Here is a 13,952-nt window from a genome sequence, read left to right on the forward strand (position 1 = left end):
TAGAGCTGCCCGCCAAACGCTTGCTCGAGAGTGATCACGCCGCGCTCGTCGGTAAGCTTCTGATCGTTCACCGAGAGACCACCCTGCTTGATCAATCGCGCGGCCTCGCCCTTCGACGCGGCCACGCCTGCCGTGACGGCCAACTCCGTCGCCGCCATCCCCGCCACGAACGCCTCGCGCGGCACCGTCACGGCCGGCACATCAGCAAACACCATCAGCACATCCTCCACCGAGGCGTCTGCGAGCGGCCCGCCGTACAGCACCGCCGCGCCGCGCTCGGCCCGCGCCAACGCGTCGGCCCCGTGGACCATCGACGTGACCTCACGCGCCAGCGTGCGCTGCGCCTCGCGCGCCTCCGGCCGGGCCGTCACCGTCTCCGCGAGCGCGGCGATCGCCTCGCGGTCGAGCCACGTGAACAACTTCAGGTGGCTGATCACGTCGCGATCGTCGGTGTTCAGCCAGAACTGGTAGAAGCTGAACGGCGACGTTCGCTCAGGATCCAGCCACACGGTGCCGGCCTCGGTCTTGCCGAACTTCGTGCCCGAGGAGGTCTTGAGCAGCGGCCACACCAGGCCGTGCGCCTTCTTGCCGCGCACCTTGCGAATCAGATCGGTGCCGGCCGTGATGTTGCCCCACTGATCACTGCCGCCCATCTGAATAGTGCAGCCCTCGCGATCGAACAGGTGCAGGAAGTCGTACGACTGCAGGATCAGGTAGCTGAACTCGGTGTACGAAATGCCTTCTTCGCTCTCGAGCCGCCGGCTCACCGATTCCTTCTGCAGCATGTAGCCAATGCTGAAGTGCTTGCCGACGTCGCGGAGAAACGTGAGGATATCGATCGCGCCCAGCCAGTCGGCGTTGTTGACGATGCGAGCGGCGTTGGGCGCTGCGGAGAAGTCGAGAAAGCGCTCGAGCTGCGCGCGAATGCCGGCAACGTTCTGGTTCACCTGCTCGGTCGAGAGCAGCACCCGCTCCTGCGACTTGCCGCTCGGGTCGCCAATCATCCCCGTGCCGCCGCCAACCAGGGCGATCGGCGTGTGCCCGAAGCGCTGCAGGCGCGCCAGCCCCATCACCGTCAGCAGCGAGCCGACGTGCAGGCTCGACGCGGTCGGATCGAAGCCGATGTAGGCGGTCACCTTCCCGGCCGCCAGCGCGTCCCTGGCGCCATCGGTTGCGTCGGAAAACATGCCACGCCACTGGAACTCATCGAACACGCTCATGGGTGACAACTATAGGTTGAAAGTTCAAGAGTTGGCAGTTGGTAGTTTCAGTTGAGAGTTTCAGTTTCAGTTTCCGTTTCCCAGTTCTGGCGACGCGGCGCCTGCCAGGGGAACCGGGAGCTGGGCTGGACTGGAATTGAAACTGGGAACTGCAACTTCCAACTACCAACTTCTCAACTTTCAACTTTCCTCATACACTGCCCCCGTGGCCCTGACGCGCCGCGACTTTCTCCGCTCGGCGACCGTGGTCACGGCAGGCGCACTGACCGGCGTGGCCGCATACGGGGTCGCCTACGAGCGGCACCACATCGATCGCATCGTCCGCGACATCGCCGTGCGCGGTCTCCCGCCGGCACTCGATGGCCTGCGCATCGGGATGATCACCGACGTCCACCACAGCCCAGTCGTGTCGGCCGAAGACGTGTCGCGCGCGGTCGCGGTACTGAAGGAAGCGGCGCCCGACATCATCGTCCTGGGCGGCGACTACGTCAGCTTTTTCGATCGCGCCTACGCCGGTCCCGTCGCCGAACTGCTGGCGCCCCTCGCCAATGCCCCTTTCGGCTCGTTCGCCGTCCTCGGCAACCACGACGATGAGCGAGAGGTGCCGGCGGCGCTGTCGGCCCGCGGCTTTACGGTACTGAAGGATCAGCGGACCGCGCTCACGGTGCGAGGGGAGCCACTCGACATTGCCGGCATTCGTTTCTGGACCCGGTCACCAGGTGAGATCGCGTCGGTGCTGAAGGGCACCAGTGGCACGACGATCCTGCTCGCGCATGACCCGCGGCGGCTGGTCGAGGCCGCGGCGCTGGACGTGCAGCTGGTGTTGTCGGGCCACACCCACGGCGGTCAGGTCATCGTGCCCGCGGTCGGGGCCATCGCCGGACGCAAGTTCCCGGTGCTGTCCGGCTACGCGATGCGCGAGAATACCTCGTTATTCGTCAGCAAGGGTGTCGGCACCGTCTATGTACCGGTCCGGATCAACTGCCCGCCGGACGTGGCGGTGCTCACCCTGCGGCCGGCCGCGAATTAACGGCTGCGTTCCAGGACTACTCGGATCGCCTCTGGGTACAGGCCGTGTTCGACGGCCAGGATTCGCGCCGCCAGGGTGTCGGCGGTGTCGCCGGGCAGGACCGGCACCTCGCGCTGCAGGACGATCGGGCCGGCATCCAGGTCCTTGTTCACAATATGAACAGTGGCGCCGCTGACCGTGGCGCCATCGTCGAGCGCCTGCTGCTGCGGATGCAGGCCGGGGTATTTCGGCAGCAATGAGGGATGGATGTTGAGAATACGGTTCGGGAACGCATCCACGAACACCGGGCTCAACAGCCGCATGAAGCCAGCCAGACAAACCAAGCCCACGCCGCGATCCGTCAGCTTCTGGGCCATCGCGCGGTCGTAATCCTCGCGCGAGCCATACGCTTTGTGGCCGAGCACCAGGGTCTCGATGCCGGCGTGGCGCGCATGCTCCAACCCGGCCGCGTCGGCCTTGTTCGAGATCACGACTGCGATCGTCGCGTCGAGGCGGCCATCGTCAATCGCGTCGATGATCGCCTTTAGGTTCGAGCCGCGACCTGAGATGAGGACGCCGATGCGCCAGCTGAATGCGCCGCTCATTGGCAGCCGAGGGCGAAGCCAAGCGCCGCGCACACCTCACGCATTCGTTCGTCGTTCAAGTCCGCTATGCGCCGGCCGATCGCTCTCTTGTCAATGCAGATCACGTTGTGCAGGTTGACGGCGCAGGCGCTCTTCATGCCGTCATCCGGACCGAGCACGACCTCCGAAGGCACGCTCCGGATCGTTGAGGTGATCGGTGCGACGACAACACGGTTGAGGTGCGCAATGGTGGTGTCGCGAGTGAGCACCAGCGCGGGCCGAGACTTGTCAGGCTTGGCGAAAGCCACCAGCCGAACTTCACCGCGAGCTACTCGTCCGGCCATGACGCCAGCGCCAGCCACGGCGAGTCCACCTCGTCGGGAATCAGCTCGTAACCACGGCGATCGGCCGCTTCCCGGTCTCGATTCGCAAGTGCGGAGAGATGTGCACGCAGCGCGTCGCGAACCAGCGCGGAGCGGTTTACCTTGAACCGGCGCGCGGCCTTGTCCGCTGCTTTCAAGAGCGGCGCGTCGAGCACGACCTGGATGGTCTCCATATGTGGAGTCTACTCCACACTTGAGTCCACAATCAAAACCGGGCGCTGAGCGAGGCAATGTGAGCGGCGGAGCGCAACGATACCGCCACGAACGTGAGCGTGCCGTTGGTGCAACCGCCGGTCGGCAGGGTGGGGGCGCCGATCACGAACAGGTTCTCGTGATCGTGGGTCCGGCCGAAGCTGTCGCAAACGCTGGTGGCCGGGTCGGTGCCCATGCGGCAACCGCCGGCCGGGTGGTCCCAGTAGGTCGAGACCGACGGCTGGCCGGTCAGCCGGCCATTGCTGGCGCGCACCAGGCGCTCGAACACGCCCGTGCAATGCGCCAGCGTGGCGGCTTCGCGCGCCTCGGCAGCGGCGTCGAGCCGGTGCTCGATCTTCGGCATGGGATCGCCGTAGCGATTCTTCGACGCCGGGTCGAGCGAGAGCCGGCTATCGGCAGACGGATGCGAGTCGTAGTAAGTGCGCAAGCGAACCGAACTACCCTTGAGCGCGCGACCGCGCCACTCGTTGAGCAGTTCGTCGCCCAGTAAGAGGCCGCCGTCGGCGCTGCGCAGCCGAGGTTCCTTGCCGGCCGAGCTCTCCCAGACCCGCGTATCGTGCCGCACGAACGGGGCACCTGGGGCGCATCGGAAGTACTCGCGCGAGATCAGGCTGTGACTCATGTTCTGCCCGGGGAACGTTTCTTCGTCGATCGTCGCCTGGGCCGAAATGAACTTGTGACCGTTCATGTAGCGCCCGACCAATCCGGATCGATTGGCAATGCCGTTGGGGAACCGAGGGCTCGTCGACAGCAGCAACAGGTGCGGGCTCCAGCACTGGCCCGACGCCAGCACGAACTGCCGTGCGCGATACTCGGTCACCTCGTTCGGCCGATCCTGGTGATAACCCTGCGCCATGGCGATCGTCGAGCGTCCCTCGTCCACGACGAGGCGCCGGATCAGCATGCGGTCGTGCAGCGTCACCTTGTTCGCGGCAATCAGCTGCTGATAGGTGTAATCCGGTGAGTAGCGTGCACCGGTGGGACAGACATCGCCGCAGGTGTCGTAGAGCCCGCACTGCCCGCGGCCGCCAAACGGCGCGCTCACGTTGCGCGACATCGGCAGCGGCGAGAACTTCAGCCCGCTCTGTTCTGCCCACTTCCTGAGAACCTGCAGGTTGTACGACAGCGGCATCGCCGGCTGCGGATACGGCGCCGATCGGCGATCTTCGGGATACGGACTGGTGTCTCCGGCAACATTCAGGCGGCGTTCGGCCTCGACGTAGTACCGCTCGAGTTCGGCCCACGTCATGGGCCAGTCATCCGCCAGCCCATACATGGACCTGAGCCGCAGATCCTCCTCGGAGAATCGATTGCACGCGCCGCCCCAGTGCAACGCCTGGCCGCCGACGGCCATGGTCATCGAGATCATGCCCTTGGCCTGCTGATCCTCGATGAAGTCGTCGTGCCACGGATGCTCGCCGTACGCCAGCGCGCGGCGATGGTACTGGCCGCGGTTCTCGCGATCGAAGATCGAGCGGCCAGCCTCGACCACGGTGATGCTCAGACCAGGCTTCAGCTCGGACAGGCGTTCGACCAGCATGGCCGCCGTAATGCCACCGCCGATGACGCAGATGTCAGATTCGTGAATGGTCATCGGTGCCTAATCGGTGCCAATCTGTGGCCCGCCGCCGATGACGCAGATGTCGGATTCGTGGACAGGCATGGTGGTCGGCGAAGGCTAAAGCCCCCGCCCTCCGTTCAATGGCTGCGGCTGCGCGGTTGTGATGCGGATGGCGCGATAGGTGTGCCGGCCGATGCGCGCGTTGTAGCAAAGGTCGTTGGCGGCACTGCTGCGGAAGTAGTGGGCCATCAGGTCGGTGATGACGTGCTTGCCATCGGGACGTGACGGCAGGTTCAGGATGCCGGCCTGCGTGAAGGCCGTGTCGAGAATGGCGCGGCGCGCTTCGAGGGGCAAGGCGCCAAACCGGCCCCCGCGCTCGGCGGCAGCCTGCTGCAGCGCCGCGATCTGCGTTCCGTAACCGGGCGCGGGCGAGGGTCCGCTCCGAACCAACCGCGGCTCGCCGTAGCCGTGCGACAGCGGCACGCCCTCTTTGTAGTCGCGAAGCCAGCGCAGGAAGCTGTCGACGGCTTCGTCCTGCCCCTTCGCGCCGATCGCCGAAGGCAACACCGTGGTCGCGACGTCCCGGAGCACGAACACATGGCCCGTGCTGAGCAAGTCTGCCTGCGCCAGGGCCACAGCCGACAGGTCGGCGCGCCACACCGGCAGCGTGACCGCACCGGAGGCCAGCCATTGCAACAGGGCGCGCCGCTTCATGTGCCGATGCTACACGTACTCGACGCCGGGTTCACCCACGATGATGTCGCCAATGACCAGGCTGTTGGCTTCGCCGGCGTTGAGCAGTTCCTGGCGAACGGCGTCCACGTCGTTCTTCCCGACGACCAGGATCATGCCGATGCCCATGTTCAGCGCGCGGCGGAGGTCGTACTCCGGGACCCGGCCGGATTCTCCCAGCCAGCGGAAAATGGCCGGCACCCGCCACGAGGTGCGGTCGACGCGCGCGGCGGTTCCCGCCGGCAACACCCGCGGCAGGTTGTCGGTAATGCCGCCGCCGGTGATGTGCGCCATGCCCTTGATGACGCCCTTGCCCAGCAGTGGCTTGATCGCCGGCAGGTACGACCGGTGGGGACGCAGCAGCGCCTGGCCGACCGTCTCGCCAAGGTCGGGCACGTGCGTGTCGACATCCAGTTTCAGCTCCTCGAACGCGATCTTGCGGGCGAGCGAATAGCCGTTGGTGTGCAGGCCGCTCGACGGCAATCCGAGCAGCACGTCGCCGGCGGCGATGGTCTTGCCGTCGATCAGGCGGGCGCGATCCACGGCGCCGACAATGAACCCGGCGACGTCGTATTCGCCGTCGTTGTAGAAGCCCGGCATCTCGGCGGTTTCGCCGCCGAGCAGCGCGCAGCCGTTATCCTTGCAGGCGCGCGCCAGGCCCTGCACGATCTGCTCAGCCACATCGGGCGAGAGCTTGCCGGTGGCGAGATAGTCGAGAAAGAACAGCGGCACGGCGCCCTGCACCAGGATGTCGTTGACGCAGTGGTTCACCAGGTCCACACCAATGGTGGTGTGCTGGTTGGCCATGAAGGCGACCTTGAGCTTGGTGCCAACGCCGTCGGCGCTCGACACCAGCACCGGCTCCTTCCAGGCCGCCGGATCGAGCTTGAACAGACCGCCGAACGAGCCGATCTCCGACAGCACGCCGGGCGTAAAGGTCGATTGCGCCAGCTTCTTGATGCGGCGAACGGTCTCGTGGCCCGCGTCGATATCTACGCCAGAACTCTTGTAATCCATGGGCTTGGGGCTTGGGGCTTGGGACTTGGGGGCCGGGACCCTAGAAGTCCAACTTGGTGATCAGCAGCTCGCACAGCTTGCGCATCTCCGAGCCATCGGGGGCCGACCAGTAGGCGCGGCGAACCGCGACGAAGAAGCGCTCTTCCTCGAGGTCCTCCTCGAGCATGTCGAACGCCTCGGCGAGAATGCCGATGGCGCCGGCCTGGTCGGGATGCGACCCGATCGCCTTCAGCATCAGCGGCGTGTTGCGCAGCGCCACCAGGCCGAGCGCCAGCGTGACCGGGGCGCGCACCGGATCCTGCGACGGAATGCCGACACGAAACAGGATGTTCAACGCCTCTTCATTGCCCTGCCTGGCCACGTTGCCCAGGCCCGCGGCGGCGCCACGCAACAGCTCCTGATACCCCGGATAAGTGTCGGCAAAAGTCAGGGTCTTCTCGAGATAGCCGACGTGCGCCGAGCAGTTGGTGCCCATCAGGCAGATCGCGGCGGCAATGGCCGGCTGCGCTTCCTTCGGCGCCGTTCGCTGCAGTTCCGCCAGAGTGCCGAGCGCCGCGTTGTCGCCAATCTTCCCCAGCGCCGTCGCCGCATCGTCCTGTAACGGCCCGTCGATCTTGGCGATCTCGATGAGCTTAGGCACACCGGCGGCAATCTTGTAGTCGCCGAGCGCCTCGATTACGGTGCTGCGGAAGAAGTCGACGCCGCGACCGGCGTCGCGGATCAAGGCGTCGGTGACCTTGGGTTCCTTGTGGATGGCCGCCAGCGCCCGAATCAGCGCCGGACGCACGAACTCGCCCTGCTCCTTGTCGAGCGCCGCCAGCATGCCTGGCGCGAGCGACGCTGAGGGGAACTGCTCGAAGTACGCAAACGCCACCTCGCGCAGGCGGTCGTTGGGCGAGACCATGGCCTCGCGCATGGTGTCGACCGTCCGCGGGTCATTGAATCCGGTCAGCAGGATCAGCGCCTTGTAGCGGATGTAGCCGTCGGCGTGCCCGCTGATGGCCTCGAGCAGGGCCGGCACCACTTGCGCGGTAGGCGCACGGCGAAGGGTCCGGCCCGCGCCCATGCGTGTCGGGTAATCGAGGTCGCCGAGCTTGCCAATGGCCACGCGGATCTCTTCGGGCGACGCGGGTGTCGGACCGCGCTCCTGCGCGAGCGCAGTCGTGCCCGCCAGCAGCAACGCCAGCGTGACAAGGCCAAGACGCTCAGCCAACGGGTTCCTCTTCCGGAAGGGGCTGACGCGGGCCATCGATCTTGAGCGACAACTGCAGGTAGCCACTATGGTCGCGCGGGAAGGCGACCGGATACTGGCCGGTATAGCACGACGTGCAGTACGACGGCCCCTGCCCCTTGACCGACGACAACAGGCCGTCGAGGCTGAGGTAGCCGATGGTGTCGGCGGCGACGTACTTGCGAATCTCCTCGAGCGTGTGGGTGGCGCCGATCAGCTCCTGCCGCCGCGGCGTATCGACGCCGTAGAAACACGGCGAGACCGTCGGTGGGCAACTGATGCGCAGGTGCACTTCCTTCGCGCCCGACGCGCGCACCATCTTCACGATCTTCCGGCTGGTGGTGCCGCGCACCAGCGAATCGTCGACCAGCACCACGCGCTTGCCGGCGAGAATGCTCTTCACCGGGTTCAACTTCACCTTGACGCCGAAGTGACGGATCGACTGCGCCGGCTCGATGAACGTCCGGCCGACGTAGTGATTGCGGATCAAGCCCATCCGCAGGGGAATCTTCGATTCCTCGGAATAGCCAATCGCCGCGCAGACGCCCGAGTCGGGAATGGGCACGACCACATCCGCCTCGACGCCGGTCTCTCGCGCCAGCACCCGGCCCAGCTCGGTGCGCACTTCGTTGACGCTCTGGCCGAACACCTCGCTGTCGGGGCGGGCGAAATAAACGTGCTCGAAAATGCAGTGCGACAACTGCGCCTTCGGGAACGGCTTGACCGATCGCAGCCCGTGCGGCCCGATGATCAGCACTTCGCCGGGCTCGACGTCACGTACGTAGGTGGCGCCAATCAGGTCGAGCGCGCAAGTCTCTGAACTGACCACCCAGGAGTTATCGAGCTTGCCCAGGGCCAGCGGCCTGAAGCCGTGCGGATCGCGCACGGCTATCATGGAGTCCTTGGTGATCAGCGCGAACGAGAAGGCGCCGGTCAATTGCGTAACCGACTCAACCAGCGCGTCTTCGACCGAGCCGGCCTGCGACCGCGCGTACAAATGCAGCACCACTTCGGTGTCGCTGTTGGTCTGGAAGATCGAGCCGGCGCGGACCAGCCGGTCGCGCACTTCGTTGGCATTGACGATGTTGCCGTTGTGGCAGATGCCGACCTGGCCGTGGACGCAGTCGATCAGGATGGGTTGTGCGTTCGACAGCTTGCTTTCACCGGCGGTCGAATAGCGAGTGTGGCCGATCGCGATCGGTCCGCTCAGCGTCGCCAGCGTCGCCTCGTTGAAGATGTCGTTGACGTAGCCCATCTGGCGGACGAGCCGCACGCGCTCGCCGTCGGCCGAGGCAATGCCGGCGCTTTCCTGTCCGCGATGCTGCAGCGCGTAGAGGCCCAGGTAGGCCAGCTTCGACGCTTCCGGGTGGCCGTAAATGCCGAAGACCCCGCACTCGTCGCGGAACTTATCGAACATTGCCACTCATCCTTCGCTCGATCGACGTTGCCCAGGCCTGCTCGGCAGCGACGATGGCCGAGTCAACCGCCGCCGTGCCCCCCACGCTCAAACGAATGCGATCGCCGCCGGTCTTGCCGATCACGGTGGCCGTGACGCCTGCGTCCTTCGCGGCGGCGAGGACCGCGTCGAGGCGCTCTGTCGAAGCCGATACGACGATCCGCGATGCTGATTCGCCGAACAGTGTGGCGTTGACAGTGTAGGTCCGGCTAAAGCCGGACGCCACATCAGCTGTAGTGTCCGGCTTTAGCCGGACCTCGGCGACATCAGCGGTCACCCCAATGCCGCCGCTGTTGAACGTGCACTCGGCCAACGTGACGGCGAGGCCGCCTTCCGAACAGTCGTGCGCCGAATCTACCAACCCACCGCGAATCAGCGTGACAATCAGCTTCTGCAGCGCGGCTTCCCGCGCCAGGTCCAGCGCGGGCGGCATACCGGCCACCGTGCCGTGCATGGTGGCAAGGTATTCGCTGCCGCCCAACTCGCCCAGATTATCGCCCAGCAACACCACCGCCGCGCCCGCTCGTTTGAACGCGCGCGTCGTCGTCTTCGCGGCGTCTTCGAGCAGGCCGACCACGCCCAGCACTGGGGTCGGGTAGATGGCCCGGCCTTCAGTCTCGTTGTAAAGGCTGACGTTGCCGCCGGTGATGGGAATGCCCAGCGCCCGGCACGCTTCGCCAATGCCGCGCACGGCCTCGCCCAGCTGCCACATGATCTCGGGCCGCTCGGGATTGCCGAAGTTGAGGTTGTTGGTGCCGCCGATCGGCTCGCCGCCGGCGCACGCGACGTTGCGCCCGGCCTCGGCCACGGCCAGCATGGCGCCACGGTGCGGATCGAGATAACAGAACCGGCCGTTGCCGTCGACCGACACGGCCAGGCCGGTGGTGGTGCCCTTCACGCGCACCACGGCCGCCGACATGCCGGGCTGGGCGATCGTGTTGGTACCGACGCTGTGGTCGTACTGCCCGTAGGCCCAGCGCTTGCTGGCAATGGTCGGCACCGTGAGCAGCCGATCGAACGCCGCCTGGGCGGCCGGCGGCGGACCAAGGGCGTCGAGCGACAGCTTCCGCACGTCCTTCTGCCACGACGGTTCCTGCATGGGCCGGCGATACACCGGTGCTTCATCGGTCAACGCACGGTTCGGCACGTCAGCCACCAGCACACCGCGCTCGTGGACCTTCAGGCGCGAGCCCTCGACCACCTCGCCGACCTGCACCGCGTGCAGGTCCCACTTCTCGAACACCGCCGTCACTTCGTGCTCGCGGCCCTTCTCGACCACCAGCAACATGCGCTCCTGCGACTCCGACAGCATGATCTCGTAGGGGGTCATGCCGGTCTCGCGTTGCGGCACATGCATCACATCGATGGTCATGCCGACGCCGCCGCGCGAACCCATCTCCGAGGTCGCGCACGACAGGCCGGCCGCGCCCATGTCCTGGAGGCCCAGCACCGCGCCGGTCTTCATCACCTCGATGCAGGCCTCCATCAGGAGCTTCTCCATGAAGGGATCGCCGACCTGCACGGCCGGACGCTTCTCGGCCGACTTCTCGTCGAACTCGGCCGACGCCATGGTCGCGCCGTGGATGCCGTCGCGGCCGGTCTTGGCACCAACGTAGAACACCGGGTTGCCGGCGCCCTTGGCGGCGCCTTTGACGATGCCGTCGATGCGCGAGATGCCGAGGCACAGCACGTTCACGAGCGGGTTGCCGGAGTACATGTCGTCGAAAACGATCTCGCCGCCCACGGTCGGGATGCCGATGCTGTTGCCGTAGCCGCCGACGCCGGCGACGACCCCCTCGAAAATGCGGCGGGCCAGCGGCTGGTCGAGCGAGCCGAAACGCAGCGCGTTCAGGAGCGCGATCGGCCGCGCGCCCATGGTGAAGATGTCGCGGATGATGCCGCCGACACCGGTCGCAGCGCCCTGGTACGGCTCGATGAACGAGGGATGGTTGTGCGACTCAATCTTGAAGACCGCGCATAAGCCACCACCGATGTCGACCGCGCCGGCGTTCTCGCCGGGCCCCTGCACGACGCGCGGGCCGGTGGTCGGCAGCGTCTTCAGGTGCACGCGCGAGCTCTTGTAGCTGCAGTGCTCGGACCACATCACCGAGAACAGGCCCAGCTCCAGCAGGTTGGGCTCGCGGCCCATCAGCTCGAGAATGCGCTCGTACTCGTCCGGCTTGATGCCGTGTCGTTCCAGAACTGCCGCGTCAATGACTGCCACCGGTGCCGTTACCTCGAGAGGGATGCGAGAGCTTTCACTGCCGATGCCAGGATCACGCGGCCGTCCGCGCTCCCCAGCTGGGCTTCCGTCGCGCGCTCGGGGTGCGGCATCAGCCCCACCACGTTGCGTTGCCGGTTACAGATGCCGGCGATGTTGTTGAGCGAGCCGTTGATGTTGCTGGCGGGCGTGACCTCGCCGGCGGCATCCGCGTAGCGGAACACGACCTGGCGGTGGGCCTCGAGCGCGGCCAGCGTCTCGGGATCGGCGTAGTAGTTGCCCTCGCCGTGCGCCACCGGCATGTGCAGCACTTGCCGGGCGGCGCAGGCCGCCGTGAACGGCGTATCGGTTTGCTCAACGCGCACCGGCACCAGTCGCGACACGAACTTGATGCGGTCGTTCCTGACCATGGCGCCCGGCAGCATGCCCGCCTCGAGCAGCACCTGGAAGCCATTGCAGATGCCCAGCACCGGCCCGCCGCGGTCGGCAAACGCCTTGACCGCCGACATGATCGGCGAGAAACGGGCAATGGCGCCGGTGCGAAGGTAGTCGCCGTGCGCGAAGCCGCCAGGCAGGATCACCACGTCGGCGCCCTGCAGGTCGGTGTCCTTGTGCCACACCAGCGCCGCGTCCTCGCCAATCACCGCCGAGGCCGCGTAGAACGCGTCGTAATCCGAGTTCGACCCGGGGAAGACGACCACTGAGAATTTCATCGGTTCGACTCCCGACTCCCGGTTCCCGACTCCCGCCTCATTCGAAGACCTCGACGCGGTAGCTCTCGATCACCGGGTTGGCGAGCAGCTTGTCGGCCATCTCGGTCACCCGCGCCTTCGCCTTCGTCGCATCCGGCTCAGTGAGCTCGACCTCGAAGAACTTGCCCTGCCGCACATCCTGCACGTCCTGGTAGCCGAGCGTGACGAGCGCATCCGCGACGACGCGGCCCTGGGGATCGAACACGGACGGCTTCAAGGTCACATACACACGGGCACGCATACGATCTCCTCCGGCGGCACTAAAGTGCCGCCCTCCTGGTATCAAAAACTCGGGCGAACACGACGTCGACGTTGCGGAGCTGTTCCTTCAGGTCGAACGCCTTTTCAATCTCATCAGCCGGCAGCACCACGGCGATGTCGGCATCGGCCAGCAGCAGCGGCTTGAAGTCCTGCTGCTCGTGGAACGAGCGCATGGCGTTGCGCTGCACCCACTCGTAGGCCTGCTCGCGCGAGACGCCGTGGCGGGCCAGTTCGAGCAGCACCTGTCCCGAGAACACCACGCCGCGCGACCGGTTCAGGTTGGCCAGCATGCGATCGGGATACACCACCATGCCGCTGACGATGCGGGTGAAGCGGCGCAACATGTGGTCGAGGGCAATGAAGGTGTCGGGCAGGATGACGCGCTCGACCGACGAGTGCGAGATGTCGCGCTCGTGCCACAGCGCCACGTTCTCCATCGCCGCCATGGCGTTGCTGCGCAGCAGGCGGGCCAGGCCGACGATCTGTTCGCAGCCAATCGGGTTGCGCTTGTGCGGCATCGCCGACGACCCTTTTTGCCCCTTGGCAAACGGCTCCTCGACTTCGCCGATCTCGGTCTTCTGCAGGCCGCGAATCTCGAGCGCGAACTTTTCGAGGCATGCCCCGGTGATGGCCAGCGCGCTCAACAACTCGGCGTGGCGATCGCGCTGGATGACCTGCGACGACACGGCGTCGGGCTCGAGCCCGAGCCGGTGGCACACGTCTTCCTCGATCTTCGGGTCCAGGTGCGCGAAGGTGCCGACCGCACCCGAGATCATGCCCACGCGCACGCCCTCGCGGGCCCGCCGCACGCGCTCGATCGAGCGGGCGATGTCGGCGTACCACAGCGCCAGCTTCAAGCCGAAGGTCATGACCTCGGCATGGACGCCGTGCGTCCGCCCGATCATCGGCGTGTCCTTGTGCTCGATCGCGCGCGTCTTGACGGCCTCGCCGAGGCCGGTCAGCAGCTTCAGGATCACGTCGCACGCCTCGACCATCTGCACCGCCTGCGCGGTGTCGATCACGTCGGACGAGGTCAGGCCAAAGTGCAGCCAGCGCGCCGACGGCCCAACCTTCTCGGCCACCGAGGTGGTGAAGGCAATGACGTCGTGCTGGGTGACCTTTTCGATTTCGTCGATGCGGGCAACGTCGAAGGCGCCCTTCTCGCGCAGGTCCCGCGCCGCTTCGGCGGGGATGATGCCGGCGGCGGCCATCGCCTCGGCGGCGGCCACTTCGACCTGGAGCCAGGTTTCGTAGCGCCGCTGGTCGCTCCAGATGCGGCCCATCTCGGGGTTGGTGTAGCGGCTGATCATGG

General features: G+C 66.4%; 14 protein-coding genes (1 of these 14 only partly in view). 1 reads left to right on the forward strand and 13 read right to left on the reverse strand.

Annotation, left to right across the window (positions count from 1 at the left end):
- Positions 1-1,220: the 5' portion of a tyrosine--tRNA ligase gene (gene tyrS / locus Q8T13_06315; protein ID MDP3717361.1), read on the reverse strand. It extends 52 nt beyond the left edge of the window; 1,220 of the gene's 1,272 nt are visible here — the first part of the coding sequence; the start codon lies at positions 1,218-1,220; the stop codon falls past the left edge of the window.
- A gap of 205 nt (positions 1,221-1,425) precedes the next feature.
- On the opposite strand from tyrS, the gene Q8T13_06320 reads away from it, so the two are divergent.
- Positions 1,426-2,250, forward strand: a complete 825-nt coding sequence (locus tag Q8T13_06320) for a metallophosphoesterase (protein ID MDP3717362.1) — start codon at positions 1,426-1,428, stop codon at positions 2,248-2,250.
- On the opposite strand, the gene purN is transcribed toward Q8T13_06320, so the two are convergent.
- The 12 genes from purN to purB all read right to left on the reverse strand — a co-directional run bounded on the left by purN (position 2,247) and on the right by purB (position 13,950).
- Positions 2,247-2,834, reverse strand: a complete 588-nt coding sequence (gene purN, locus Q8T13_06325; protein ID MDP3717363.1) for a phosphoribosylglycinamide formyltransferase — start codon at positions 2,832-2,834, stop codon at positions 2,247-2,249. The two genes, Q8T13_06320 and purN, sit on opposite strands and share 4 nt — an antisense overlap.
- Positions 2,831-3,157: a type II toxin-antitoxin system PemK/MazF family toxin gene (locus Q8T13_06330; protein ID MDP3717364.1), complete on the reverse strand. Its 327-nt coding sequence runs from the start codon at positions 3,155-3,157 to the stop codon at positions 2,831-2,833. The genes purN and Q8T13_06330 overlap by 4 nt, the downstream gene beginning before the upstream one ends.
- Positions 3,142-3,369: a CopG family transcriptional regulator gene (locus Q8T13_06335; protein ID MDP3717365.1), complete on the reverse strand. Its 228-nt coding sequence runs from the start codon at positions 3,367-3,369 to the stop codon at positions 3,142-3,144. The genes Q8T13_06330 and Q8T13_06335 overlap by 16 nt, the downstream gene beginning before the upstream one ends.
- Positions 3,370-3,401: 32 nt before the next feature.
- On the reverse strand, positions 3,402-5,003 hold the full coding sequence (locus Q8T13_06340; protein ID MDP3717366.1) for a GMC family oxidoreductase: 1,602 nt from the start codon (positions 5,001-5,003) through the stop codon (positions 3,402-3,404).
- 84 nt (positions 5,004-5,087) lie between these two features.
- A complete protein-coding gene (locus Q8T13_06345) occupies positions 5,088-5,684 on the reverse strand; it encodes a hypothetical protein (protein MDP3717367.1) in 597 nt (198 codons plus the stop codon).
- A 9-nt stretch (positions 5,685-5,693) separates the two neighbouring features.
- On the reverse strand, positions 5,694-6,719 hold the full coding sequence (gene purM / locus Q8T13_06350) for a phosphoribosylformylglycinamidine cyclo-ligase (GenBank protein MDP3717368.1): 1,026 nt from the start codon (positions 6,717-6,719) through the stop codon (positions 5,694-5,696).
- A 40-nt stretch (positions 6,720-6,759) separates the two neighbouring features.
- On the reverse strand, positions 6,760-7,932 hold the full coding sequence (locus tag Q8T13_06355) for a HEAT repeat domain-containing protein (protein ID MDP3717369.1): 1,173 nt from the start codon (positions 7,930-7,932) through the stop codon (positions 6,760-6,762).
- On the reverse strand, positions 7,925-9,367 hold the full coding sequence (purF, locus tag Q8T13_06360; protein ID MDP3717370.1) for an amidophosphoribosyltransferase: 1,443 nt from the start codon (positions 9,365-9,367) through the stop codon (positions 7,925-7,927). The genes Q8T13_06355 and purF overlap by 8 nt, the downstream gene beginning before the upstream one ends.
- On the reverse strand, positions 9,357-11,630 hold the full coding sequence (gene purL, locus Q8T13_06365; protein ID MDP3717371.1) for a phosphoribosylformylglycinamidine synthase subunit PurL: 2,274 nt from the start codon (positions 11,628-11,630) through the stop codon (positions 9,357-9,359). Before purL ends, purF begins: the two co-directional genes overlap by 11 nt.
- An 8-nt stretch (positions 11,631-11,638) precedes the next feature.
- Positions 11,639-12,340 carry a phosphoribosylformylglycinamidine synthase subunit PurQ gene (gene purQ, locus Q8T13_06370; protein MDP3717372.1) on the reverse strand — a complete coding sequence of 234 codons (702 nt, stop codon included), beginning with the start codon at positions 12,338-12,340 and terminating at the stop codon, positions 11,639-11,641.
- A gap of 37 nt (positions 12,341-12,377) precedes the next feature.
- On the reverse strand, positions 12,378-12,620 hold the full coding sequence (gene purS / locus Q8T13_06375) for a phosphoribosylformylglycinamidine synthase subunit PurS (GenBank protein ID MDP3717373.1): 243 nt from the start codon (positions 12,618-12,620) through the stop codon (positions 12,378-12,380).
- A gap of 19 nt (positions 12,621-12,639) precedes the next feature.
- Positions 12,640-13,950, reverse strand: coding sequence for an adenylosuccinate lyase (purB, locus tag Q8T13_06380; GenBank protein MDP3717374.1), 1,311 nt, complete (start codon positions 13,948-13,950; stop codon positions 12,640-12,642).
- Positions 13,951-13,952: the final 2 nt, after the last annotated feature.

It is taken from the genome of Acidobacteriota bacterium (genome assembly GCA_030697165.1).
Lineage (GTDB): Bacteria > Acidobacteriota > Vicinamibacteria > Vicinamibacterales > UBA2999 > 12-FULL-67-14b.

What these genes read in the sequence shown, in the direction of transcription:
- purB (MDP3717374.1), bottom strand. Translation starts at nt 13,950, where the DNA reads ATGATCAGCCGCTACACCAACCCCGAGATGGGCCGCATCTGGAGCGAC.
- Q8T13_06330 (MDP3717364.1), bottom strand. Translation starts at nt 3,157, where the DNA reads ATGGCCGGACGAGTAGCTCGCGGTGAAGTTCGGCTGGTGGCTTTCGCC.
- Q8T13_06345 (MDP3717367.1), bottom strand. Translation starts at nt 5,684, where the DNA reads ATGAAGCGGCGCGCCCTGTTGCAATGGCTGGCCTCCGGTGCGGTCACG.
- purN (MDP3717363.1), bottom strand. Translation starts at nt 2,834, where the DNA reads ATGAGCGGCGCATTCAGCTGGCGCATCGGCGTCCTCATCTCAGGTCGC.
- Q8T13_06335 (MDP3717365.1), bottom strand. Translation starts at nt 3,369, where the DNA reads ATGGAGACCATCCAGGTCGTGCTCGACGCGCCGCTCTTGAAAGCAGCG.
- Q8T13_06340 (MDP3717366.1), bottom strand. Translation starts at nt 5,003, where the DNA reads ATGACCATTCACGAATCTGACATCTGCGTCATCGGCGGTGGCATTACG.
- purQ (MDP3717372.1), bottom strand. Translation starts at nt 12,340, where the DNA reads ATGAAATTCTCAGTGGTCGTCTTCCCCGGGTCGAACTCGGATTACGAC.
- purF (MDP3717370.1), bottom strand. Translation starts at nt 9,367, where the DNA reads ATGTTCGATAAGTTCCGCGACGAGTGCGGGGTCTTCGGCATTTACGGC.
- purM (MDP3717368.1), bottom strand. Translation starts at nt 6,719, where the DNA reads ATGGATTACAAGAGTTCTGGCGTAGATATCGACGCGGGCCACGAGACC.
- purS (MDP3717373.1), bottom strand. Translation starts at nt 12,620, where the DNA reads ATGCGTGCCCGTGTGTATGTGACCTTGAAGCCGTCCGTGTTCGATCCC.